At 43.4% G+C, this 24,805-nt stretch carries 14 protein-coding genes, 2 tRNA genes and 3 rRNA genes; 6 read left to right on the top strand and 13 right to left on the bottom strand.

The window, feature by feature from the left end:
* Window positions 1–12 precede the first annotated feature (12 nt).
* The 6 genes from ABDD95_RS02545 to ABDD95_RS02520 all read right to left on the bottom strand — a co-directional run bounded on the left by ABDD95_RS02545 (window position 13) and on the right by ABDD95_RS02520 (window position 6,779).
* Complete coding sequence (locus tag ABDD95_RS02545) at window positions 13–858, bottom strand: hypothetical protein (protein WP_345950334.1); 846 nt, start codon at window positions 856–858, stop codon at window positions 13–15.
* A 160-nt stretch (window positions 859–1,018) separates the two neighbouring features.
* Window positions 1,019–2,374: an acetylxylan esterase gene (locus ABDD95_RS02540; RefSeq protein ID WP_345950333.1), complete on the bottom strand. Its 1,356-nt coding sequence runs from the start codon at window positions 2,372–2,374 to the stop codon at window positions 1,019–1,021.
* Between the two features lie 4 nt (window positions 2,375–2,378).
* Window positions 2,379–3,212: a hypothetical protein gene (locus ABDD95_RS02535; protein ID WP_345950332.1), complete on the bottom strand. Its 834-nt coding sequence runs from the start codon at window positions 3,210–3,212 to the stop codon at window positions 2,379–2,381.
* 27 nt (window positions 3,213–3,239) lie between these two features.
* On the bottom strand, window positions 3,240–4,478 hold the full coding sequence (locus ABDD95_RS02530; protein ID WP_345950331.1) for an acyltransferase: 1,239 nt from the start codon (window positions 4,476–4,478) through the stop codon (window positions 3,240–3,242).
* A 64-nt stretch (window positions 4,479–4,542) separates the two neighbouring features.
* A complete protein-coding gene (locus tag ABDD95_RS02525) occupies window positions 4,543–5,496 on the bottom strand; it encodes a TIGR01212 family radical SAM protein (RefSeq protein ID WP_345950330.1) in 954 nt (317 codons plus the stop codon).
* Between the two features lie 257 nt (window positions 5,497–5,753).
* Window positions 5,754–6,779 carry an aldo/keto reductase gene (locus tag ABDD95_RS02520; protein ID WP_345950329.1) on the bottom strand — a complete coding sequence of 342 codons (1,026 nt, stop codon included), beginning with the start codon at window positions 6,777–6,779 and terminating at the stop codon, window positions 5,754–5,756.
* Window positions 6,780–6,924: 145 nt separating this feature from the next.
* Here ABDD95_RS02520 and ABDD95_RS02515 point away from each other — a divergent pair, with 145 nt between their 5' ends.
* Complete coding sequence (locus ABDD95_RS02515) at window positions 6,925–7,257, top strand: hypothetical protein (RefSeq protein ID WP_345950328.1); 333 nt, start codon at window positions 6,925–6,927, stop codon at window positions 7,255–7,257.
* A gap of 110 nt (window positions 7,258–7,367) precedes the next feature.
* On the opposite strand, the gene ABDD95_RS02510 is transcribed toward ABDD95_RS02515, so the two are convergent.
* Window positions 7,368–8,348 (bottom strand): acyl-ACP desaturase, encoded by a 981-nt coding sequence (locus ABDD95_RS02510; protein WP_345950327.1) that lies wholly within the window; start codon window positions 8,346–8,348, stop codon window positions 7,368–7,370.
* Window positions 8,349–8,397: 49 nt separating this feature from the next.
* Window positions 8,398–9,546 carry a cellulase family glycosylhydrolase gene (locus ABDD95_RS02505; RefSeq protein WP_345950326.1) on the bottom strand — a complete coding sequence of 383 codons (1,149 nt, stop codon included), beginning with the start codon at window positions 9,544–9,546 and terminating at the stop codon, window positions 8,398–8,400.
* Between the two features lie 63 nt (window positions 9,547–9,609).
* Between ABDD95_RS02505 and ABDD95_RS02500 the strand changes: the two genes are divergently transcribed.
* Genes ABDD95_RS02500 through ABDD95_RS02485 form a run of 4 tightly spaced genes read left to right on the top strand, consistent with a single transcriptional unit; the run spans window position 9,610 to window position 16,615 of the window.
* On the top strand, window positions 9,610–10,956 hold the full coding sequence (locus tag ABDD95_RS02500) for a HAMP domain-containing sensor histidine kinase (protein WP_345950325.1): 1,347 nt from the start codon (window positions 9,610–9,612) through the stop codon (window positions 10,954–10,956).
* Window positions 10,957–10,982: 26 nt separating this feature from the next.
* Window positions 10,983–13,067 carry a cellulose biosynthesis cyclic di-GMP-binding regulatory protein BcsB gene (locus tag ABDD95_RS02495; RefSeq protein WP_345950324.1) on the top strand — a complete coding sequence of 695 codons (2,085 nt, stop codon included), beginning with the start codon at window positions 10,983–10,985 and terminating at the stop codon, window positions 13,065–13,067.
* 30 nt (window positions 13,068–13,097) lie between these two features.
* Window positions 13,098–15,062, top strand: coding sequence for a glycosyltransferase (locus ABDD95_RS02490; protein ID WP_345950323.1), 1,965 nt, complete (start codon window positions 13,098–13,100; stop codon window positions 15,060–15,062).
* Window positions 15,059–16,615, top strand: a complete 1,557-nt coding sequence (locus ABDD95_RS02485; RefSeq protein WP_345950322.1) for a hypothetical protein — start codon at window positions 15,059–15,061, stop codon at window positions 16,613–16,615. Before ABDD95_RS02490 ends, ABDD95_RS02485 begins: the two co-directional genes overlap by 4 nt.
* A gap of 706 nt (window positions 16,616–17,321) precedes the next feature.
* On the opposite strand, the gene rrf is transcribed toward ABDD95_RS02485, so the two are convergent.
* From rrf to ABDD95_RS02460, 5 genes are all read right to left on the bottom strand, one after another.
* Window positions 17,322–17,433: ribosomal RNA gene (gene rrf / locus ABDD95_RS02480) — 5S ribosomal RNA — on the bottom strand.
* Window positions 17,434–17,587: 154 nt separating this feature from the next.
* Window positions 17,588–20,472, bottom strand: a 23S ribosomal RNA gene (locus tag ABDD95_RS02475).
* A gap of 236 nt (window positions 20,473–20,708) precedes the next feature.
* Window positions 20,709–20,782, bottom strand: a tRNA-Ala gene (locus tag ABDD95_RS02470).
* Window positions 20,783–20,803: 21 nt separating this feature from the next.
* Window positions 20,804–20,878, bottom strand: a tRNA-Ile gene (locus ABDD95_RS02465).
* Between the two features lie 178 nt (window positions 20,879–21,056).
* A 16S ribosomal RNA gene (locus tag ABDD95_RS02460) occupies window positions 21,057–22,577 on the bottom strand.
* The 16S, 23S and 5S rRNA genes sit together here with 2 tRNA genes alongside, the layout of an rRNA operon.
* 753 nt (window positions 22,578–23,330) lie before the next feature.
* On the opposite strand from ABDD95_RS02460, the gene ABDD95_RS02455 reads away from it, so the two are divergent.
* Window positions 23,331–24,734 (top strand): RNA methyltransferase, encoded by a 1,404-nt coding sequence (locus tag ABDD95_RS02455; protein WP_345950321.1) that lies wholly within the window; start codon window positions 23,331–23,333, stop codon window positions 24,732–24,734.
* The last annotated feature ends 71 nt before the right edge of the window (window positions 24,735–24,805 follow it).

The following is a 24,805-nucleotide window of genomic DNA, read 5'->3' as shown; positions in this document are numbered from 1 at the left end:
GAGTAGTAGCTGTTAAAATCGGCGCGAAACGGATAAACCAATATTAGTTCCCATACCTGTATTGCGGCCAATCAAAAACTGGTTAACGGTAGCAAAAAAAGACAGATCGCGGTTTACCAGGTAACCATAACTTAATGAGGCCTGGTGATAGGAGAAATCCCTGTTTTGTACGATGTTAAGCGAAAACTGCTTATTGGTACTTTGAGACATAACACCCGAGAGGCCAAAACTGAACTGGTTGTGCGTATCCAGGTTGTACCCTATAGTACCCGTGTACCTGAACTGTTGAGGCCCCGAGTTTGAAAAGTAAGCTCTGCCACCTGCCTGTAGGGTAAAGTAAAAGTTTTTGCCACTACCCGACATTACCGCCGACAGATCGGTGCCGGGCGCGCCCAAGCCTAATGATGAGCCTTTGTAAAGTGGAACAATAGCCGTGCCTTGTAAAGCTATATAATACTTGAATTCAATATTGGTTAAGTAATACCGCAAACCCAACTCAGCATCGCCAAAGCCATAAACTGATATTTTTGGAACAGTGCCTTGCTTTACTTGGTTGAGCACATAAGGCACGGCTGCAATGCCCGTCCACCGGCGTGATATACCATACTCGGCATAAAGTGCTATGCTTTGCGAGGCAAAATAGCCACCGCCTGGATAGCTGCTCAACTTACCTGTTGAGTCCCACCGGTTGCTGGCCCTGAAATAACTTACCGATAAAGAGGTAAGCAGTTTGCCCTTACGCACAGGCCAACCACCGGCATAAGCGTTTTGATGAAATAAAGTTAAAACCAGTGTACCCATACTAAACAGCATGATAAACTTTTTTGGCAAGTAATATTGGGGTAGCGATATAAACATGTATTAACCTATTATTAAAAGTCAGACACAGCCAGACGAAACATTTTTACGTAAACTTAAATCACATTGTTTGCTTATGTAGGCTTGTAGTTAACTGGCTAAAATCAGTTAACTAACAGTGCTTACACAGCAACTCAGTTATCAAAGCAATAACTGCTGATTAATTAGGGGCCCGCAATGACTCCTTAAGCCACAGCAACTGAAACATAAAATAATCAAAGTTCATTTCGTGCGCCTTATCGGGCGCTACGCGATACTCTTTTTGTACATTGCTAGCAATTTTATTATACATACCAAAGCTGCAACGCGGCGGGCAGTATTCATCCAGCAAACCAACGCCCATTAATACCGGGCAGCTTACCAGGCTGATGAAATTTTGCGGATCATAATAATCCCAAAGCGACAGAAACCGGGCCGACGAAAAGCCACGATGCAGTTTCACATAATCCTGAAAGCGGTTAACAGGCCAGGTAGTTTTAGGGAATGCGGTACCAATGGTATAAGCATCATGCATGTCGGCATACAAGGGCAACTCAAACGTACAGGCGGTTACCCGCTTATCTAGTGCAGCTACTACAATTGCCAACGTAGCGCCTTGGCTACCACCCAACACGGCTACCCGGTTAGTGTTAAGGCTCAGATTGCCGTGGCTCATAATAAAGTCCAGGCCACGCAAGCAGTCCATATATACGCCATGGTAAATGTACAGGTCCTTATTCTCTATATTGGTAATGTTATACCTGTCAGATTCAGGCGCTACAACATCGCGGCTCATACCGTTTCCGCGTACATCTATAGAAAATACGGCAAAGTCCGGCTTATCAGTTTCGGGCCGCATAGGTATATTATAGCCGGGCAGTTTGTAAATAACCGGCCAGTTGCGGCCCTGCGTAGGCACCGTAAGCCAGCCGCGTATCTTCACATTATTCCACGAACGCATTTCCACCTTATAAACCCGTACATCAGGGTTTTTAGATTGCACTTCCGATATCTTGTAGTCAGGATTAATTTTAGCCAGTTGATCTTTTGATTTGCTCCAAAACTCGGCAAAGTCTTCGGGCTTATGCAACTCAGTTGTAATCTTTTCAGGATCTACCGCTACTACACGCCGAACGGTATCATCATAATAGCTTAGGTTAAAATTGAAATGTACCCGGTAAATGCCGGCGCCTTGCTTAGGTATGCGTACGCTGTAAGTGCTCGAGCTATTTTTTCCCAAACGCACATTAGTTGAGCCCGACCATACCTTCTTCCAATCGTCAGTTAAAAGATCGTAACTAAGCTTACCCTCTTGTTTTACCTTGTAAGTACTTTTTACTTTCAGCTTCCAGGTTATGCTGCTGCCATCAGTAAATACCGCATTTTTGTTACCAGGCTTAGCATCAATAAATATCTCACCTTTGGGATCATCGTCTTGCGCATGTACCTGCATTGTGCTTAACAGCGCAAACAGGCAACTTATCCCTATTACCATCCTCAGCATGTTATTCCTTTTACGGTTAATTATCCTCTGCATGTAATTAAAACTTAAATACGGCAAACACGGCCCCACCATAACCCTGCGGAGCATTGCGCCCTATAACAGTATAGAAAGCGCTGCCAAAAACAGATAATTTATTGGTGAACTTATGACCATAGCTTAAGGAGCCCTTTACATAATAGCCATCATAAACCAAATTGGGGTTTACACTAATCAGGTTCCCGTTACTGCTAAATGAATTAACGCCGCCCACATCAAACGTAAGCTGGTTCTTTTTGCGGTCATCAAGCGCGGTACCTATGGTGGCCGTATAAACAATCTGGTTAGGCCCTTTTTTATCAAAGTACCGGCGGTAACCGCCTTCGAGGTTTAAGTAGGCATTGCCCGAAAGTACCCCGCTGTACATCATCTTACCTTCGGCACCTAAAACGCCGTAACCCAATGTATTCCCAACGCTTGATACCGTATAAAGCGGCGCTATGACCGTGCCTTGAACTGATAAAAATCTTTTGTATTTGAATGCCGCCAAGTTGTAACTCAGGGCAATACTGGCGTCGCCTAAACCACTTGGGGTAGCCTGGGTTACACCGCCAAATTTGCTGCTTTGCATGGCGTAGTTTACACTAACCAGCACATCGGCCCGGCGGCTAATGCCTATACCACCATACAAACCTACAGTAACCGCATTAAAGCCGGTACCTGACGGCGTGTTCACCTTATTACCTTGCTTATCCCAATAGTTTTTAGAACTGTAATAGGTAAACGACGGGGTGAAAACATGCCTGTACTTACCTATAGGCCAGCCCGCAAAAACACGCGTTGCGCCGGTAAGCAGTAATAGCATAAAAAAGCTCAGCAAGTAAAATTTCTTCATCTATCAGCAAAATATCAGTAGTATCGGTTATCCTTTAATAAGTACTGATTCGTTCTCCGGATTTTTAGGCTTGTTCTTGATCAAAAAGTCTGATTTACGGATGTAGTGGTTCAGCGGCTCTTCTATTGTTTTAAATAACAAGATAGACAGTGCATTGAGCAGTACAAACTGAATTAACAGGTTTACGGTGTCATTCTCAAACGGCGAATGCTCCCAGTTCATGCCGTGCTTATCGTAGTACTCAAAAACCCAATCGTTGGCGGCATTAAGCCAGTCATTTAAAAAGTTACGGATGTAGCCCAGGTGAATGAGGTAAAAGATATAAGAGCTTTTGCCCAGCAGTTCCACAAATTTTAACGACAGGATGGTTTTGAATATGGTTGACTCAGTAAGCAAACCATAAAAGAACATGGCGATACAAGGCGGCAGTAAGTAATTGTTGGTTACAATGCCAAACGGGTTATGCAAACCGGCCATCCAGCCCTTAGGGATACTCAATTGCGACATGATACCAACGCAAACCATCATGAGCAAAAAGCCTATATAAGTATATTTTATGTTATTGGTTCGGGTTATACCTTTATTGAGGAGCAGGAGCGCCAGTTGTATACCCACAAAAAACTCAAAACAACGACCTAAAAACGTATAGATCATGGTAAAGGTGAAATTGCCGAAGAAACCATACCAATCCATGTTTCTGAAAATAAGTACCAGCAGCAAGGCTACCCCTGTAATAATCACCGGCTGAATAAATAGTTTACGATACCTTTTAGAGATAAGGAAAACAAACGGTGCTGAAAAGTAAAAGCATTCTTCTACCGTAAGCGACCAGCCTTGGGCTATGCCGGTGTCCCACAAATCATTGAAAAAACCACGTACAAACGTTACGTGCATAAGCAGCAGTAATACAGGCGAAGGAAAATCTTTGGTGATACGGGTATCGTGACTGAAGTAGTAATAAACAAAGGCTAGTACAGTGAGTAAAAAGTACATAGGGTAAATGCGAGCCACCCTGTTTTTAAGGTACTGCTTAAACCAGTCTTTCGTTAAATGAAAATTATGATAATAGCGGTAAGTAATTAAAAAGCCCGACAGTACAAAGAATATGGTAACCCCCATGTGAAATTCCTGTAGAAATCTTTGCACGGCATGAGGAAAATTCCCGTCGAATATGTAATCGAAGTGAGAAATAAACACCAGGTAAGCAGCAAGGGCACGCACGCCGGTTAAGGCCGGAATATAGCTTGGTAAGGGTTTTGGGTGCACAATAGTTTAAATTAAACTCAAAATTAATCAATGAGTTTATTACAAAGCAAATACCAAACACCGTTTATAACAATGCAGAGCCTTGTATAATGCCGCGGCTTTCTATCTTTTGGTCGATATAATACTGTATTTCTGATTTTTTAAGCTGCCAGTTTGGAGCAATGAGCAACTCACGGTCTGACAGGCCGAACAAGCGCTGCACAACCACATCCGGGCGAACAAGCGGGAGTAGGTCGCATAAAAAGTCGGCATATTCGTCAAGACTGAAAAGCTTAAACGGCTCGCGTTTATACTTTACCCCCATAACCGAACCTTCAACAATGTGCAGATGATGGAACTTTACGAATTTGATTTGCGGAAAACGATTTATCTCGTCGGCATAGCGCAGCATCATCTCCCGGGTTTCCCACGGAAAACCAAAAATAGTATGCACACAAATATCGAGTTTGCTGTTTTCGACCAGCTTAAGCGCTTTAATCAGGTCATCGTGCGTACAGCCGCGGTTAATCTGGTTGAGGGTGTCATTATAAATGGATTCCATACCCATTTCTAAGTCAACGTCAAAGCGGTCGGTATAGCTTTCCAGCAACGCAATCTTCTCAGCATCAATACAATCCGGACGGGTACCGACTGATAGCCCTACAATATTCTCGGTATCTATGCTCAAAGCCTCATCATACAGCATTTTGAGGTAATGCGCCGGGGCATAAGTGTTGGTATTAGGCTGAAAATAGATGATAAATTTATCGGCCTTATTGCCTTTGCGGGCACGTTCCATGCCCTGTATTACCTGCTCACGCAGGGAGGGTGCCTGGCGTGATACCGATGGTGTAAATGAATCGACGTTACAGTAAGTACAGCCGCCATAGCCTTTAGAGCCGTCACGGTTAGGACAGGTAAACCCACCATCAACAATTACCTTAAACACACGCTGCCCCTCGTACTTTTTACGCAGCCAGGCGCCGTAGTTATTGTAGCCTTTAAATCCCTGTTTAACTGTATCTTCTGTCAATTGCATCGGACCGCAAAGATACAAAATAATAAAAGCTTAAAACTCCACTATTTTCAGCCGAAAGTAATGATACCGTTGATTTGGATTACTAACAAACAAAAATTCTAACTGTACGCGAGTAAATAGATACTCAGATTGAGCACATATTTTCACATGCGCTTCATATTGGCTAAACCATGTTATGCATTGATAGCTTTCAGAATGATAAGTATTCTGAACTTCTCTGCTCCTTGTTAACAACGAAGTGAAGAAGTAGGTAAACCCTACCCCCGCCTCTTCTCTACCCGATCATAGAAGCCTCCGAAAGAGTTTAGCTTTACGTTATCTTCATTGAAGAAATCGCCGGGGAAACCCAAACTAATTTTACTGGCCTCATCAAGACGGGTTTTGTGCTGCTCTGTTAATACCACTTCGGCCGCCTGCAAATTTTGCTTCAGTTGATCAAGCTTTGTAGCACCCACAATAGGTATACATGAAAAATCCTGCTGCATCATCCAAGCCAGCGCCACATGTGCGGGCTGGGTTCCCAACTCGTCAGCAATAGCCATCACTTCGCGGGTTATGCGTTCGCTATTGGCATCGCGCCGGTTGCTTTCAGGCTTTACACGACCGTTTTCGCCACGTAAGTATTTACCGGTTAATGCTCCGCCTGCCAGTGGAGCCCAGGGCGTCACCGTCATGCCAAAGTGTTTGGCCATAGGTATCAGTTCGCGTTCGGGCGTACGCTGTATAAGGCTATACTCCACCTGCAGCGCAATAAATTGGCTCCAGCCCATCAGTTCGGCCAGCGTATTACCCTTAGCTACTACCCAGGCGGGCGTATCGCTTATGGCCGCATAGTTTACCTTACCTTGCCGTATCAGGTCATCCAGGCCCCGCAGTACTTCATCAATGGGTGTAATATGGTCCCAAATATGCAGGTATAGCACATCAATAAAATCAGTTTGTAAACGTTTAAGGCTTTCCTCTACACTGCGCATCATATTTTTCCGGTTATTGCCCGATGCGTTCGGATTGGTAGTATTATCCTTAAGTGTATACTTCGTAGCTACAACAAACTGATCGCGGTCATGGTTAGTCAGGTATTCACCTATAATCTTTTCGCTGGTACCGAGCTTGTACACGTTAGCTGTATCTAAGAAATTACCTCCTGCTTCGGCATAGGCATCTAAAATTTCAAAGCTACCTTGCTTATCGGCGCCCCAGCCCCCCTCTGTACCAAAGCCCATGGTGCCTAAACATAATTCGGATACTTTAAGGCCCGAGCGGCCAAGTAATTTATATTTCATAAAACTAATGCTCCTATTGGAAAGCGCTAAAACAAAGTTAGTAAATGACGATTATGTTTAAACCAACCATATGCAGCTTAGTTTGACGCCGAAACAATTTAGGCAGCCTGCTTGTAATTTGTTAACACTAATTTGCCCTAACCCCATGAAGATTATACATACTAAAGGCCCTGTAAACGCTGAGGAACTTAAGGACTTTTTGCAACAGGAACTTGGCCCGCTGTTTAAAAAGCAGCGCCATGCCGATATTGATTTTGTTTTTATCTTAACCGGCAACGGCGTCCAAATAGCACAGCCAGATCTTTACGAAGATTTCTTGTTTAAGATTGAGATTGTGAATGATCAGGAACTGCATGTAACCAAATCTGAACATTATACAGATGATGTAAATGTATTGACCCTGGAAGATATTTTAAATAACCTGTTCATGGATTACCCCGGGCGGGACAACATTGATATGATTGAGGAACGGTCATAAGTATTTCAGGAAGGGAATTAGCCAAAAAAAATGTCATCCCGGGCCAATGCGCGAAATGACATTTTTCTTAAGTATATGCTACTAAAAGCCTTTGCAAAGGCTTTTATTAATTACCCGTGTATCCAGCTAAACTTGTACTCGAGCATAGGGTTCTTCATACGCTCAGCCACGCGCATTAAGCGGTCTGGCAATTTAACTATATAGTCACGCGCTTTTTCACCGGCTTCATTTAATTCGGTCATACCCTCAATCTGCCATTCATCAATCAGCGTTTTCAGAATGTCAACGTAATCAACAGCAGTGTATACGCTCAGGCGCTGTGCTGCGTCGGTAAAGTGACCAAAGGTTTGGCCTATCTTTAAACCCACTTCGCGAAGAAAATGCGCAGGCATTACAATCTTTTTGCGCATCATATCTTCAAACGCCAGCATAGCCTCGTTAGCATCCACTTCAAATATTTTACTCATGAAGTGTTTGTAGGCTTTTGCGTGCCGGGCCTCGTCAGATGCAATAACACCACACATTTTTGACAGGAGCGCGTCGCCATCTCTTTTAGCTAATGAAGCCACCCGACGGTGAGATACGTTGGTAGCCATTTCCTGAAAAGATGTATATATAAAATTTCGGTATGGATCGGTACCGGTGCCAATATCAAAGCCATCGGCAATTAAATACTGGGTTGATACTTCCATTGCACGCATATTAACACGGCCTGAAAGGTAAAGATATTTATTCAGCAGATCACCGTGGCGGTTTTCTTCAGCAGTCCAGTGCCTTGTCCAGGTCATCCAGCCGCTGTGCTCGCCTTTGTCCACACCTTCAACCATGCTTAACCACGACTCATAGGTAGGCAGGGCCTCTTCGGTAATTGTATCACCAATAAGAACGGCCACCAGGTCATAAGATAATCCCTGTGCACTTTCCTGTAACTCTTTAATCTCAGTAAAAAAGGTGTCTCTTGTTGAATCCGGTAATAAATCGGACGGCTGCCAGATCTGATCGATGGGCTTCAAAAATTCATGCATTTTTTCGAGCATGTATTTTTCAATATGCTTCATCACCTCTCGCCGCTGCTCTTCAAAAAATTTCATAATCGTAGTTAGTAAGCAAAGTTACTCAAATAAAACCGGTTAATATAATTTACTTTAAACGTGTAATGCCTATAGCTTGTTTCATACAGTCGGGCAAAGTGGCCAGCGATGGCTTTCCTTTAAAAATAGAAAAATTACCATCATAATCCCACAGCATGCCCGGCATCTGCAGCTGCTTAAGCGATGTTCTCACTGCTTTAATATACCTGCAACGGCTATCTAAATCGGCGTACTTGTTATAAACGCCGTACTCACTGCATAATACAGGAACGTAATATTTGGCCGACCAGTTTTTTACAATTTGCAACTTGTCTTTAACCGACTGCTCATTACCATCATTTTTGTACTGATTGTAATTAGTTTCTCCCCAGGTATTTTTTGCTTTCGGGTTAAGTGCTGGAAATTTTTCTACGTTATAGGGAAAAGGAACCCCAATTGTAGACACTTGGTCGCCTACCCATGCCGCACCCTGGTGGGTAAAGAAAAAAGGTTCGTAAAAATGATAAATGTAAATAATGTTTTCATCGGCCAGGCGTACAAAGCGGCTCAGCTCGTAAATACTGTTATAATTTGAGGCACCCACCAGTAGCGTTCGCTTCTTATCCACCTTGCGTATACCGCTTACCATATTAAAAGCTGCATCTTTCCAGCGCTGCGGATCCATGGGTGGTGGTTCGTTATATAGTTCAAAAAACAATTTATCCGCGGGCACCTTAGCATAGCGCCTGGCTAACAACTGCCAGGTCTTAATGGCCTTTTGCGTTGCTGTGGTGTAATTTGTATCGCTTATTGTACCATAGTGATAGTCGATGACCAGCTTCAAATTGTTCTCACTGCAGTGGCGCCATACCTCGTCAATACGCTTCAGCACATTAACTATAGGTATATTTTTAGCCTGATAATACTCGAACGCCACGGGCAATCTTACACTGCGAAAGCCCAACTGCCTGAGCAATTTGAAATCAGCCGGCCCAACTCTGTTTTGTTGAATGGCCTTTCCATCCCAGGTTTGCTCCAGCCATGATATGCTGATACCATTGTCGAGACTGGCGGCTCTTTTAAATGCAACGGCCCTGTCTTGTGCCAAGCTTGGTGTGCTTTTTGCAATCAGCACACAAACTATTACCACTGCCTTTCGTAAAAGTTTAAAATTGGGTACTTTTAAGCCAGTAATTTTGCGGTTATCGGTTTCTAACATCCAGTTGCTTATTTTACAGAAGGCGGTTTTTAACTCCTGATTAACTATTGCTAATACCCATAAATGATTGCCCAAATCAATAAAGAAGAGTTTGCGAAAGAAACCCGTAAAAAAGCGTGGTTCCTCACCAATAATATCATTTGGACCATAATATTCTTATATCCATTACTTGGTATTATTGATTTTATTTACTTCCCTAATTCGTGGTTTTCTATCCTTGTTACCCGTATTATCGTAGTAATAGCCATTTATGGTCTATATAACTATTTTCAGAGTAAAAAGTTGGACCACCGCCTGCTGCTTCACATTAGTTTCTTCTTGTTATCAGCATCTACAGCGGTGCTTTGTTGCGTGGTAGATATCAATCACCTTACCATTTACTTCCTGATGTATTCGGTAATCATCCTGTTTCTTAACCTGCAGGTGTTTTGGGAGCCGGTAAATTCATTAATTCAAGCCCTTGTAGCGATAGTACTGCTAGCTTTATTATACAACATTTTAAGCAATTATAGTTTAGACCTCTTTATAGGTAACGGGGGCCAGTACTTCTTTATTATAGCGCTGATATCATGCCTTATACCTACCGCACGGTTTAAAGTTATACAGCGCGAGGTGGCTTCCCAACTACTTATTGAGCAATCAAACGAGCAGCTTAAATCGCAAAACCGCGATATCATGGAGAAGAACAGCATTATTGATATACAATACGATAAACTACGCCGGTTAGATGAGCAAAAAAACAGCTTTATAAATATTGCTGGCCACGATTTGAAAAACCTTATCGGCTCTATAGTAATGAGTAACAATATGATACGCGAAGAAGAGTACCGCCTGAGCGATGATCAGAAAGAATTCTCGCATTATATAGCCGAGTCGGCCGAAAAGATGCAGTATTTGCTCAAAACGCTGATGGATGTAAAGGAAATTGAGTCGACAGAGATTAAGTTTAACTTAGAAACTTTTGATGGCAACACGGTAGTACAACAGGTATTTAAAGGTCTGGTTGATACGGCCGGCATGAAAAACGTTCACCTGATTGATAACATACTAAAGCTCCCGCTAAATGTGCGGCTTGATAAGGTATTTACCAGCCAGGTATTTCAAAACCTGTTATCAAACGCTATCAAATTTTCGCAAACCAACAATAACATACGCGTGGTGACCAGCCTGCAGAGGCAAAAATTTGTGTTTGAGATTATAGATGAAGGCATTGCCATAGGCCAGCAGGAATTAGATATTATGTTTAACCGCCTCAAAACGCTGAACGATGCATCGGGCTCGGCTGCCGAGAGCCGCCTGGGCCTGGGTTTATCTATTGCCAAGCTAATGACCATTGAAATGGGTGGCGAGCTTATATACCGGAGCGATGATAACGGTAATTATTTCAGAGTAGAATTTTTTGCCATTTAACTTAAGAACAATAACCTGCACTTAATATGAATAAATTTTTGACCCTATTAGTTTTACTAACTACCCTGTTTGCAAAGGTCACGGTTGGGCAAACCAACATATCTTTTAAAACTTTTGGCCATGATGATGAGGTAATTTATGGCATGAGCGGTGTAAGCTCATTCTATTTCCGTATGGACCCATTGGTTGAAATGAACAACAGTAAACTGGTGTTGTATTTTGAGCCGTCGCAAGCGTTGATTAAAGACCTTTCTTACATCAACATTATCATCGCAGATAAACCGGTGTTTAGCGGTCGTATGACCCGCGACTCGGTGCAGCGTTTAGTTATTCCTTTAAATCGCAGCTACCTGACCGATAAAGGTCAGTTCCTGAAAGTACAGGTAAAAACATTGCTTACCATTACTGATAACAAGTGTAAGGATCTTGACAACCCCGCTATGTGGATCAAGGTAAAAAGCTACTCTTTCTTGTCATTAACAAAAAGCACTAATCCTAACGTTGCTAACCATGTAAACATTAGCAACTCATTCGAGTCCAAAACGGCCATAGTTTATCCAAGCAACCCTAACTTAGCTGATTTAAAAGCCGTTGCCTGGGCATACAATAAAATAAAAAGATCACTGGCGGTAAGCGACCTGCGCGTGTATTCTGCAGACAAAATCCCTGATAGTATCAAAAACTACGTAATGGTTGGTACAATAGATAATTTGCCTGCCGATAAGCGTAATTTAATATCGGTTACTCCACAAGGCGGCCAGGGCTTAATATACCTCTATAAAGGCAGCAATAACGATTCAACAGCTAACCGCTACCGTTATATTTCGTCCATATCAGCAGCACGCCAGGCCTTCTCTACTAACGAGATCCTCTTTATTACCGGCGCTGATGAAGGCGGTTACGAAAAAGCAATTACAGCCCTTGGTAACTACAATATTTTAAACTCGGCCTTCGGTAATTACTTAGTAATTAACAATGCCGACAATGATAAAGCCAAGAACCTGAATCAGCAACGTACTAAACTTACCTTTAGGGATGTTGGTGGTGTTTCCAACTTCATGTCGGGTATTGGTTCGTTAAGAAGCGTTTACAACTTTAAAAACAGCGACTTTAGCTTTACACCTAAAGAAGTAGAAATCCGTTTTGTGGGTACCTACAGTGGCATGAGTGCTAACGACCGTGGTTTCTTTAACATTTATCTCAATGGCATGCTCATCAGCAGCGAAAAGTTGAACGAATCGGGTAAGTTAAACAGTTCGGTTATTGTGAACCGTTATCAGCACCGCAAATACAATTCGTTAACTGCTGAGTTTCGTTTCTATCCGTCAACTGGTAACTGTCAAAACAGCTTCCTGAATTTCTTTGGTGAGATTGACGTTGATAAATCATATCTGGAATCGAGAAATCCGTTTGTTAACAATACACTTAGCTTTTACCAGTACCCTGAAGCATTTAACGAAGGTGAAACCCGTATAGTAGTAAGCAAAAGCTACGCTAAATATGCAGCAGGTGCTGTTGGCGAAGTTGTATACGAGCTTAATAATAACTTAAACAGTAATAACTTCCCTAAGTTCCTTTACTCTGATGAGGTTACTGACGGTGATTTAAAGAAATATAACGTTGTGGCATTGCTATCGAAAGATGATGGCCTAATGGACAAGTTCCCTGATGCACCTATTAAGTTTAACCACGCGTTTCGCCTGTACAGTAACGAGGATAACAAGATGGTGTATGCGTTATCTGACTCTGTTTCGAACGGTTTAGCACAGATCTTCTATGGTCGTGGCAGCCACAATGCAATATTGGTAATGACCGCTACCGGTCAGGATTTGAACGGCGCATTCCTATCGGCCTCGAAGTCTATCACAGAGCAGTTATCAACGCTAAGCAGTAACGTAAGCGTAGCCGACGTAAATGGCAACAAATACCTGTTTAACATTGATAAAACCAATGATAACATTGAGTATACAGATGCAAAAAGCGGCCTGGCCCGTTTTTGGGAAAATTACAACCTGTACGTGCTGTTGGGCGTATTAGTATTAATACTGCTGGCATTCTTGTACGTACGCTCTAAAGTGCAAAAGTCACAAGATATCTTAGGCGAACAATAGTGAGCCTGTATTGCCAAACAATAGCAGAGAATGGATCCATTTTCTGCTATTGTTTATTTAAGAATTACTTACCCAATTTATAATATGCGTACTACCCAGGGTGAAGATTTGATGCAAAGTAGCTTTGACGGGGTTTACTCCGGCACGCGCAATTCGTCCATCTTTCAGATACTTGTTCAGGATAATTTTCTGAGCAATGAAGATTGCGACAAAATTGACGCCTACTCGGCCGAGATTGGTCAGTCGCCGGTTAAAATTGCCCTTAATTTTGGCTTTATATCACGTAAAAATTATGAACGCTCTTTAACTAATGCAGGTTATGTTTTTGAGCAGATCAGAGAAGAAGCGTTTGATGATGCCGTTCTGGAGAAAATTGAGCTAAAGTTTGCAGATGAACACCTGGCTGTTCCGCTACGTATAGAAAACCACCGGGTGGTAACTATAATGGCCAACCCGGATGATCAGTTGTTTATTGATTTCATCAGGTTAACCTATGGCATGGAGCCCCTCATCATTGTGGCATCCGACCTGGATATCACCTGGTTGAGCCATAAGTTGCTTGGTCAGAAATATGTTAAGTCGGCCGTATTTGAGTTGCTAAACAGTGATAACGCCAGTTCGGCCTTAACTACCTTTACCTCCAAACAACTCATATTTATATTCAGCTTTATTGGCATTATAGCTGCCGGTTTAATACTTAACTTCAAAGTCACCTCCATTATTATGAACGTGATTATGAGTACGTTTTTTTTATGTACCATAACGTTCAAGTTATTCCTTTCGCTGGTAGGTTCAAAGTTTGAGCTATACCAGGCGGTAACCAAAAGCGAGTTAAAGAGCCTAAATGATGATGATTTACCGGTATACACTATACAATTACCGGTTTATAAAGAGGATAAGCTGATTAAGAAACTAATTTGGAATCTGCAGAGTATCGATTACCCCCGCAACAAGCTTGATATTAAACTGCTTATTGAAGAAGACGACGATAAAACACTAAATGCTGTTCGCAACCTTGATTTCCCGGCAATTTTTGAGGTAATTGTGGTTCCTTTTCACATGCCGAAAACGAAGCCGAAAGCTTGTAATTACGGCTTGCATTTTTCGAGGGGTACATATCTTACCATTTACGACGCCGAAGACATTCCGGATACCGACCAGCTAAAAAAGGTGGTGGCGATGTTTAACAAGCTGCCAGAAGAGTTTATATGCGTACAATGTGCATTGAACTACTTTAACCGTAATGAGAATTTCTTGACACGTATGTTTACGCTCGAATATTCTTACTGGTTCGACTATGTATTACCTGGTCTGGATACGCTGGATATTCCAATTCCGTTGGGTGGCACCAGCAACCACTTCAAATTAGCACAACTTGTTGATTTAGGTGCGTGGGATCCTTTTAACGTAACGGAGGATGCCGATTTGGGTGTAAGAGCTTACGCTAAAGGTCATAAAATTGCGGTAATTAATTCTACTACGTACGAGGAGGCCAACAATGATTTCTTTAACTGGATACGTCAGCGTTCACGCTGGATTAAAGGTTATATGCAAACGTACCTTGTGCACATGCGCGATCCGGCATTACTGATTCGTAAAATTGGATTTAAAGGCTTTTTAGGATTTAACTTCTTTGTGGGTGCAACGCCTATAATGTTCCTCATTAACCCTATACTGATTCTCATCTTCATTGCTTATGTAGTGTTCGACTTGGGCATCATACGCACCTTATTTCCTGACTGGGTTTTATTCATATCCATTTTTAACTTGATGGTTGGGAACATCCTGATGATTTATGTAAACATGATGGCCGTATTTAAGCGCCGTTATTACGAGCTGATCTTATTTGCTATTGCTAACCCGTTGTATTGGTTAATGCATTCTGTATCGGCTTATAAGGGCTTGTATCAGCTTATCGTAAATCCATTCTACTGGGAAAAAACTAACCACGGTTTAAGTAAAACACATAACCAAAACAACGCAGCTAAGCAATGAAACGGTCAAAAGCCTTCTATTTAATATTAATTACTTTTTTACTGGCTATTTACTATATAATAATAGGCGTTTTCTTAAACAAGCTTGGCTATACCAATCATGAGTCACTGTTTTACATTGAGAAGGGAAAGATTGTTAGCCATGGCTTAGGTAATAAATTGCGGGTTATGGGTTTGACATCGCCCATACTTCCGTTTTATGGTTCTTATGTTTTTAGCTTTCTCGACTCACTGCTGGCACCTATATTGGCATCGGCAGTAGGTACCGCCATATTATTCTACATTATGGCTACCTCGTTGATTAAACGCAACAAGGACAACTTTTACCTCCTGATACTGGTCATACTTTTTGCCTTACATCCTGGACTAATCTATACAGCCTGCTCAGGTAAAGGCACATACATGGTTCTTATTTTCTTCTTCCTGTTTTTCCTGAACATGTTGAGGTTTTATAATTCTAATACCACCTATCACATTTCGGTTGCCAGTATATTCTTTGTGTTATTGGTGTTTAGCGATTATAAATGTATTTGGTTGTCGTTATTCTTTATCCCTCTGGTGTTATCCATATCGCTGCATAGCCTAAACCTAAGTGAGAAAGAATCAGTATTCAGGCTGCATATGAGTTTTAACAACCCATCATTGCGCCGTAAGCTTATCAATAAAACGTTCTCTATCTACAGCATTATATTCATTCTCCCAATCGCTTCCATAGCGATTTATAAAGTATTGAATCTTACCCACGCGGATGACTTAAACTACTTTCTAGATAGCCCGTATGCAACCTGGAACATTATTGCCGAGAAGTTTGAGTACAGCTTAACCTCAACCAAATTTGACATACCGGAAATTTCGGTGCTGGTATCTTTAAAGGCTATTATATTTTGCCCGATGATTGTGTTAGCCATTTATCTTTTTAAGCAGAACACCTACCAGATACTTACCTTGCTTACGCCTTTTGGCTTAATAGAATTTTTGAAAATTAAGTATGACCGGGTTAACCTGGTGTATGAATATTATTTGTTGTTCCTGGTTCTGGCACTGCTTTGTATCATTTTTCGGGCGCGCTTTGTTAAGAACCAGCGCATGCTCAAAGCCGCCCTGGCCATAGTTGTAGCGGTGCAGTTATATATTGGCTTTGTGTTTTTAAATAAGTCTTATATTCCTGAAGAGTACAATTTCGCCAATACATTATTTGATCGTACCACCAATAGAGTTGACGAGCAAAATCACGAATTAGCCAATTACATCAACACTATGAAAGAAGGAGAAGATCCAATTTTGGTAGATGATGCAGTTGCATATACCGTAGCCTGCTATGTAAAGAACATTAAACAACTTACAATGCCCTATCAGGATAATTACCTGCGAGCTGTAGAAGCACCGGAGAAATACAACGGCTACGTTTTAATAGCTAACGAAGCCAACCCTATGTTAGGATATACACAGCTGACTGACTTTTACTTGGATAACATTAAGCGGAAAAACCCACGCCTGTACGTCTATAAGATCTATGTGACTGATTATTGGACCCTATACCGCTTCCTGGATTAATAGGTCATTTGTACCCTTATTCAAAGCCTGGCTTAAGCCGGGCTTTCTTGTTTTACATTATTAGGTCGGCTCTCTATCGTGCAATTAAACTCTGAACATTAAAGTTGGTTAAGGGCGATACTTTAAGTATAGTGGCTCATACCTGTATAGTTATATATAGAAAGACCTCCCTAAAGCGCCGGCAAGTCGTCCTCAAACAGCTGGCATGTCATTGCGGTTGTTAAGTTTCTAATCAACCTCATGCGAGGTTAAAAAGCAAATTGCCGATAATGAATTCAAGTAGTAACAGACGAAATCAAAAACCCTTGTTTTGTAATTATCCTACCAACGGTTCCTCTTTAACTGAAACTTAGTAAGTGTAATCCATGAGAATACATACCTCTTTGAGTAAAGCATCAGCTTCCGTAACATTACAAACTAGGTTGCATTCCCCCTTTACAAGTCCCTAAGAAGGCATCATGAATACAAGGCATTATGAAGTTAGATGGAAGAACATAAAGAGCTAGAACTGACGGAAACGACAAGATTATAGCATTTCAATGCTCATAGGGTTGAACATGCTGCCTGGAAGGCTGGGAAGCTATGGTGTAAGCGGGGAATAAGTTGAGTGGAGGCTGTTTTTAAACCACCAGCTTAGGCGTGTTAGGCTATTTATAAAAGCAGAAAACCCCCTGTAATGCTTAGTTACAGGGGGTTAACTGAAAAGGTTTGGCGCCGACCTACTCTCCCACATTTTACTGCAGTACCATTGGCTCTGGCGGGCTTAACTTCTCTGTTCGGAATGGGAAGAGGTGGACACCGCCGATATAGGCACCTGAATATTTTTAATGTTTTTGAGCAGTCCTTTATGAAACGGACTACCTTAAACAATGACAATAATTGAAAGAAGTAATGTTAGTTCTGAGTAAACAACAGCACATGTTGTTTTTGATGGTGTGGTGTGACCGGAAAGATCACACCACTTATCTGTTGACGAAGAAAGCTTCGGGCAATTAGTATTACTCGGCTATGATGTCACCACCTTTACACCTGTAACCTATCAACGTAGTAGTCTACTACGACCCTCAATGGAAGTCTCATCTTGTGGCTAGTTTCGCACTTAGATGCTTTCAGCGCTTATCTATTCCCAACGTAGCTACTCTGCAGTACAGCTGGCGCCATAACAGATTCACTAGAGGTTAGTCCAACCCGGTCCTCTCGTACTAAGGTCAGCCCCACTCAAACTTCCAACGCCCACAACAGATAGGGACCGAACTGTCTCGCGACGTTCTGAACCCAGCTCGCGTGCCACTTTAATCGGCGAACAGCCGAACCCTTGGGACCTTCTCCAGCCCCAGGATGTGACGAGCCGACATCGAGGTGCCAAACCTCCCCGTCGATATGAGCTCTTGGGGGAGATCAGCCTGTTATCCCCAGCGTACCTTTTATCCTTTGAGCGATGGCCCTTCCATGCAGAACCACCGGATCACTATATCCGTCTTTCGACCCTGCTCGGCTTGTCTGCCTCACAGTCAAGCAAGCTTATGCTATTGCACTCCACGTACGGTTACCAAGCGTACTGAGCTTACCTTTGAAAGCCTCCGTTACCTTTTTGGAGGCGACCACCCCAGTCAAACTACCCGCCAAACAATGTCCTCTGCCGTGCAGAGTTAGACACCAAATACAGAAAGGGTGGTATTTCAACGTTGACTAACCGACTCCTAGCGAAGCCGGATCACAGTCTCCCACCTATCCTACACATCCTGTATCCGATATCAATGTTAAGTTGTAGTGAAGGTGCATGGGGTCTTTCCGTCCCGTTGCGGGTAACCGGCGTCTTCACCGATACCACAATTTCACCGAGCTCATGGCTGAGACAGCGCCCAGATCGTTACACCATTCGTGCAGGTCGGAACTTACCCGACAAGGAATTTCGCTACCTTAGGACCGTTATAGTTACGGCCGCCGTTTACCGGGGCTTCGATTCAATGCTTCGCCTTGCGACTAACATCCCCTCTTAACCTTCCGGCACCGGGCAGGTGTCAGGCCTTATACGTCATCTTTCGATTTTGCAAAGCCATGTGTTTTTGTTAAACAGTCGCCTGGGCCTTTTCACTGCGGCTGCCATTGCTGACAGCGCCCCTTCTCCCGAAGTTACAGGGCCATTTTGCCGAGTTCCTTAGCCATGAATCACTCGAGCACCTTAGGATTCTCTCCTCGACTACCTGTGTCGGTTTACGGTACGGGTTTTGATAACCTGAAGCTTAGCAGGTTTTCTTGGAAGTCTGATTACCATCACTATCACGCCACCCGAAGGCTTTGTGTACTATCAGCTTTCAGCAAACAATGCGTACTTTACTACATCGCCTATACCTACGGCCTTTAACGTTCTATTCCGTCAGAACGCGGATGTGTCACTACTCCGTCACTGCATCGCAGTTATCAAAAGTACTGGAATATTAACCAGTTGTCCATCGGAATCTCCACTCGGATTATCCTTAGGCCCCGACTAACCCTGATCCGATTAGCGTTGATCAGGAAACCTTAGTCTTTCGGTGGGCGGGTTTCTCTCCCGCCTTATCGTTACTTATGCCTACATTTGCTTTTCTATAACCTCCACATGCACTTGTCGTGTCATGCTTCGCCGGCGATAGAATGCTCCCCTACCAGTGTATATAAATATACAATCCATAGCTTCGGTATACTATTTAATGCCCGTTTATTATCCATGCCCGACCGCTCGACTAGTGAGCTGTTACGCACTCTTTAAATGAATGGCTGCTTCCAAGCCAACATCCTAGCTGTCTGTGCAGTCGGACCTCGTTAGTTCAACTTAATAGTAATTTGGGGACCTTAGCTGATGGTCTGGGTTCTTTCCCTCTCGGCCCTGGACCTTAGCACCCAGAGCCTCACTGCAGCGTATATTATTCAGCATTCGGAGTTTGTCTGGATTTGGTAGGATTTGACTCCCCCGCACCCAATCAGTAGCTCTACCTCTGTATAACTTTACCGCCACGCTGTTCCTAAAAACATTTCGGGGAGTACGAGCTATTTCCCAGTTTGATTAGCCTTTCACCCCTACCCACAAATCATCCGGAAACTTTTCAACGTTTATCGGTTCGGTCCTCCAGTACCTGTTACGGCACCTTCAACCTGTCCATGGGTAGATCACAAGGTTTCGCGTCTACCTCCTCTGACTGCACGCCCTATTCAGACTCGCTTTCGCTTCGGCTTCGTGTCTTAAACACTTAACCTTGCCAGAGAAGAGTAACTCGTAGGCTCATTATGCAAAAGGCACGCCGTCACAGAACAAGTCTGCTCCGACCGCTTGTAAGCACACGGTTTCAGGTTCTATTTCACTCCCCTGTTCGGGGTTCTTTTCACCTTTCCCTCACGGTACTGGTTCACTATCGGTCTCTCAGTAGTATTTAGCCTTACCGGATGGTGCCGGCAGATTCCTACAGGGCGTCTCCGACCCCGCAGTACTCAGGATTCTACTAGGTTATTATTCCTTACGCGTACGCAGCTCTCATGCTCTATGGCGGGCCTTCCCATGCCCTTCCGCTTCAGTTTAATATACCACATCGTAGTCCTACAACCCCCACTATGCCGTAACATGGTGGGTTTGGGCTGTTTCCCTTTCGCTCGCCACTACTCAGGAAATCACTATTGTTTTCTCTTCCTCTGCTTACTTAGATGTTTCAGTTCAGCAGGTTTGCGCATTATTGCAATCCATCTTCAATGGATTAGGTTTCCCCATTCGGAAATCTACGGATCAATTCATATTTGCTAATCCCCGTAGCTTATCGCAGCTTATCACGTCCTTCATCGCCTCTGAGAGCCAAGGCATCCCCCGTGTGCCCTTTCTTACTTTCTTCTACACATGCCGCTTTTGCTCGGCATGGTATGCTTTATTTAGATAGTTACTTTGTTATCAGGTTTTCCAGTTATTCCTTATCTGCCTTGCGGCTTATAAATAGTAACTTGATTACTTACTAACTCGTAACTGTCCTTCACTGTTGTTTTCTCAGTTTTACAATTACTTCTTCCAATATGTCAAAGAACTTTCGAATTAGACAGGCAAATGATTGCTCATTTGCTTATCACATCTGTGTGGAGAATAACGGATTCGAACCGTTGACCCCCTGCGTGCAAGGCAGGTGCTCTAGCCAGCTGAGCTAATTCCCCATAAAAGATTTCCCTTTGTAGTAGTCTCGAGCAGATTTGAACTGCTGACCCCTACATTATCAGTGTAGTGCTCTAACCAAACTGAGCTACGAGACTTTGTTTAATGGTTACAGCCACTCTATATATTATCTATATAGTACTGATATGGCTTTTCTTTTCTGGGTTTCTTCTTTTTTCTTCTAATCTTAAGAAATACATGTGCGTAGCAGGATTCTGTCTTTTTACTTACCTCTCTTTTTCGGCTCGTGTTACTTGGTACTGAATACTGCTCCAGAAAGGAGGTATTCCAGCCGCACCTTCCGGTACGGCTACCTTGTTACGACTTAGCCCCAGTTACCGGTTTTACCCTAGGACGCTCCTTGCGGTTACATACTTCAGGTACCCCCAGCTTCCATGGCTTGACGGGCGGTGTGTACAAGGCCCGGGAACGTATTCACCGCGTCATTGCTGATACGCGATTACTAGCGAATCCAACTTCACGGGGTCGAGTTGCAGACCCCGATCCGAACTGTGAATGGCTTTTAGAGATTGGCATCCTGTTGCCAGGTAGCAGCCCTCTGTACCATCCATTGTAGCACGTGTGTAGCCCCGGACGTAAGGGCCATGATGACTTGACGTCGTCCCCTCCTTCCTCTCTACTTGCGTAGGCAGTCTGTTTAGAGTCCCCACCTTAAATGCTGGCAACTAAACATAGGGGTTGCGCTCGTTGCGGGACTTAACCCAACACCTCACGGCACGAGCTGACGACAGCCATGCAGCACCTAGTTTCGTGTCCCGAAGGACTGATCCGTCTCTGGATCATTCACTAACTTTCAAGCCCGGGTAAGGTTCCTCGCGTATCATCGAATTAAACCACATGCTCCTCCGCTTGTGCGGGCCCCCGTCAATTCCTTTGAGTTTCACCCTTGCGGGCGTACTCCCCAGGTGGAATACTTAACGCTTTCGCTTAGACGCTGACCGTATATCGCCAACATCGAGTATTCATCGTTTAGGGCGTGGACTACCAGGGTATCTAATCCTGTTTGATCCCCACGCTTTCGTGCCTCAGTGTCAATCACACTTTAGTGAGCTGCCTTCGCAATCGGTGTTCTGTGACATATCTATGCATTTCACCGCTACTTGTCACATTCCGCCCACTTCAACTGTATTCAAGCCCATCAGTATCAAAGGCACTGCGATAGTTAAGCTACCGTCTTTCACCCCTGACTTAATAGGCCACCTACGCACCCTTTAAACCCAATAAATCCGGATAACGCTTGGATCCTCCGTATTACCGCGGCTGCTGGCACGGAGTTAGCCGATCCTTATTCTTACCGTACATTCAGCTCTCTTCACGAAGAAAGGTTTATTCCGGTACAAAAGCAGTTTACAACCCGTAGGGCCGTCTTCCTGCACGCGGCATGGCTGGTTCAGAGTTGCCTCCATTGACCAATATTCCTTACTGCTGCCTCCCGTAGGAGTCTGGTCCGTGTCTCAGTACCAGTGTGGGGGGTCATCCTCTCAGATCCCCTAGACATCGTCGCCTTGGTGGGCCGTTACCCCGCCAACTAGCTAATGTCCCGCATGCCCATCGTTGTCCTATAAATATTTGATCATTATGCAATGCTGCACTGTGATTTTATGCGGTGTTAATCTCTCTTTCGAGAGGCTATCCCCCTGACAACGGTAGGTTACATACGTGTTACGCACCCGTGCGCCACTCTCATGGGGAGCAAGCTCCCCAATCCCGTCCGACTTGCATGTATTAGGCCTGCCGCTAGCGTTCATCCTGAGCCAGGATCAAACTCTCCATTGTAAAATGTTTTGTTTGTATCCAGACCCTATTACTCAAAATAGAAATCTGATTATTTGTATATCTTTATACAGTATTCAGTGTAACTCCAATTTCGAAAGGTTTTCTTTTTTTTGATAGAGTCGACAACCTTAAGTTATCGCTCCCGCTACGCTACATGTTACTTCTTAAAAGAACTTTATCGCTTCCCCGTCACGGTTCCGCTTTTTATATCTGCTCATCCTAGCGATGAGTGATCTTGCTTTTTGTTTTCCCTCTCTTTCCGTCCGCTTTCGCTTTCGTTCCGTTTGGGAGTGCAAAGGTAACTAAGTTTTTGATTTCTCCAAAATTTATTTCTAAATTTTTTTGAGACTCCTCAAACAGCTTTTCGCCGTTTTTCTTATCCCTATGCCGCTTTTCAATCTCTTCCCGATCATTGCGATTGGGAGTGCAAAGGTAGAAATCTTTTTGACATCCCCAAAACTTTTTTTAAAGTTTTTTGTGATGCCCCGATTGGCCATCCGCCTCTCTCCTGATCTCCTGATCTCTCGCTGACGCATCTTTCAATGCTTCAACAATCCCTTCACCCCTTTTCAATGTACTTCCTTGCTCAATTGCAGGGCATCAAAGATAAAGAGAATATTACTTTACTCACAAATTAATTTAAACAAATTTGATTGTCGCAATTTGAGCGTCGGCTTATGCCTTAATCTTAACACTTTGTTAATATAACAGGGCCATTTATGTGCGCGTTAATAATGTGTACCTTTGAGGTGCATGGCAAACGACATAAATTTTCCCCAAGGCTTTATCAGTTCCTTACAGCAGGCGCCTGGCTTTAATGAAGAAACTTTCGTGCATACGCATCAGGAGGCTAAGGCTCCCACGTCAGTACATATCAATCCCAGAAAGATGCTTGCTTTTGAACACGCACAGCCCGTGCCCTGGTGTACAGATGCTTTTTACCTCAATACACGTCCGTCATTTACGTTCGATCCTTTTTTTCACGCCGGGTGCTATTATGTACAGGAGGCATCTTCCATGTTCATAGACCACATTTTACGACATGTATATAACACAGAAGACGGAGCTGCGAAAGTACTTGACCTTTGTGCGGCTCCTGGCGGCAAAAGCACACTAATCAGTTCGGTTATCAGTAGCGCCGATTTGCTGGTGTCAAACGAAATTATCAAGACACGTGTACCTGTTTTGACAGACAATTTAAACCGCTGGGGAGCATCCAATGTAGTGGTTACTAACAATGACCCTAAAGCTTTTGCCAAACTCAAAGGCTTTTTTGACCTCATTGTTGTTGACGCACCATGTTCAGGTTCGGGCATGTTTCGCAAAGATCCCTCGGCAATGGACGAATGGTCGGCCGATAATGTTAACCTGTGCCAGCAACGCCAGGAGCGTATACTGGCCGACGTTTATCCGGCATTAGCTGAAGATGGATACTTAATTTATTCCACATGCTCGTACTCTTATGAAGAAGATGAAGCTGTGCTTGACTGGCTGTGTGATGAATTTGAATTAGAAAGCGTACGCATTCCCGTACAAGCAGAATGGGGAATTGTAGAAAGCCAATCGGCCGGGCATAAAGCTTGGGGGTATCGCTTTTATCCGGATAAGGTTAAAGGTGAGGGTTTATTTGCCGCCTGTTTAATAAAACGCGAGAATACCGGTCAGTTGCCGGTTTACCGTAATAAAAACCAACCCAAGCCTAATTATAAGGAGATTGATTTATTGAAACCCTATATTAATCAACCATCCGGTCAATACTTTTTTAAGCTGAATGATGATTGGCTGGCTATTGCAAGGCCACTTCGTGAAAGTATGGAGATACTACAGCAATACTTATATATAAAGAAATCTGGAGTACGTTTAGGTAAATTGGCAGGTAAGGAGCTTATCCCCGACCATGAGTTGGCGTTAAGCCTGATGATTAACAAAGACGCGTTCCTGCAAACCGAACTTACCCATGAGCAAGCTATAGCCTACCTGCGTAAAGACAATATGGATAATTTAGGAATAACCGGTAAAGGCTGGAGCCTGATGACTTACCAGGGTTATGCTTTAGGATGGGCAAAACTGTTACCTAATAGGATTAATAATTATTACCCAAAAGAGATAAGGATTTTAACTTCGGAGCCAAGAGATAAAAACCAGGAGTCCCGATAAGACTGGCTATACTTCAAAGCAAAGAACCAAGAGATAAGGCAACTTATGTATAAGCATACTTTGTAAAATCT

This window comes from Mucilaginibacter sp. PAMB04274 (assembly GCF_039634385.2).
Taxonomy (GTDB): domain Bacteria; phylum Bacteroidota; class Bacteroidia; order Sphingobacteriales; family Sphingobacteriaceae; genus Mucilaginibacter.
The sequence above is the reverse complement of the archived record's forward strand: the minus strand, read 5'-3'. Positions and strand labels throughout refer to the sequence as shown.

What these genes read in the sequence shown, in the direction of transcription:
- ABDD95_RS02490 (WP_345950323.1), top strand. Translation starts at nt 13,098, where the DNA reads ATGGATCCATTTTCTGCTATTGTTTATTTAAGAATTACTTACCCAATT.
- ABDD95_RS02510 (WP_345950327.1), bottom strand. Translation starts at nt 8,348, where the DNA reads ATGAAATTTTTTGAAGAGCAGCGGCGAGAGGTGATGAAGCATATTGAA.
- ABDD95_RS02485 (WP_345950322.1), top strand. Translation starts at nt 15,059, where the DNA reads ATGAAACGGTCAAAAGCCTTCTATTTAATATTAATTACTTTTTTACTG.
- ABDD95_RS02505 (WP_345950326.1), bottom strand. Translation starts at nt 9,546, where the DNA reads ATGTTAGAAACCGATAACCGCAAAATTACTGGCTTAAAAGTACCCAAT.
- ABDD95_RS02455 (WP_345950321.1), top strand. Translation starts at nt 23,331, where the DNA reads ATGGCAAACGACATAAATTTTCCCCAAGGCTTTATCAGTTCCTTACAG.
- ABDD95_RS02515 (WP_345950328.1), top strand. Translation starts at nt 6,925, where the DNA reads ATGAAGATTATACATACTAAAGGCCCTGTAAACGCTGAGGAACTTAAG.
- ABDD95_RS02540 (WP_345950333.1), bottom strand. Translation starts at nt 2,374, where the DNA reads ATGCAGAGGATAATTAACCGTAAAAGGAATAACATGCTGAGGATGGTA.
- ABDD95_RS02495 (WP_345950324.1), top strand. Translation starts at nt 10,983, where the DNA reads ATGAATAAATTTTTGACCCTATTAGTTTTACTAACTACCCTGTTTGCA.
- ABDD95_RS02535 (WP_345950332.1), bottom strand. Translation starts at nt 3,212, where the DNA reads ATGAAGAAATTTTACTTGCTGAGCTTTTTTATGCTATTACTGCTTACC.
- ABDD95_RS02525 (WP_345950330.1), bottom strand. Translation starts at nt 5,496, where the DNA reads ATGCAATTGACAGAAGATACAGTTAAACAGGGATTTAAAGGCTACAAT.
- ABDD95_RS02500 (WP_345950325.1), top strand. Translation starts at nt 9,610, where the DNA reads ATGATTGCCCAAATCAATAAAGAAGAGTTTGCGAAAGAAACCCGTAAA.
- ABDD95_RS02520 (WP_345950329.1), bottom strand. Translation starts at nt 6,779, where the DNA reads ATGAAATATAAATTACTTGGCCGCTCGGGCCTTAAAGTATCCGAATTA.
- ABDD95_RS02545 (WP_345950334.1), bottom strand. Translation starts at nt 858, where the DNA reads ATGTTTATATCGCTACCCCAATATTACTTGCCAAAAAAGTTTATCATG.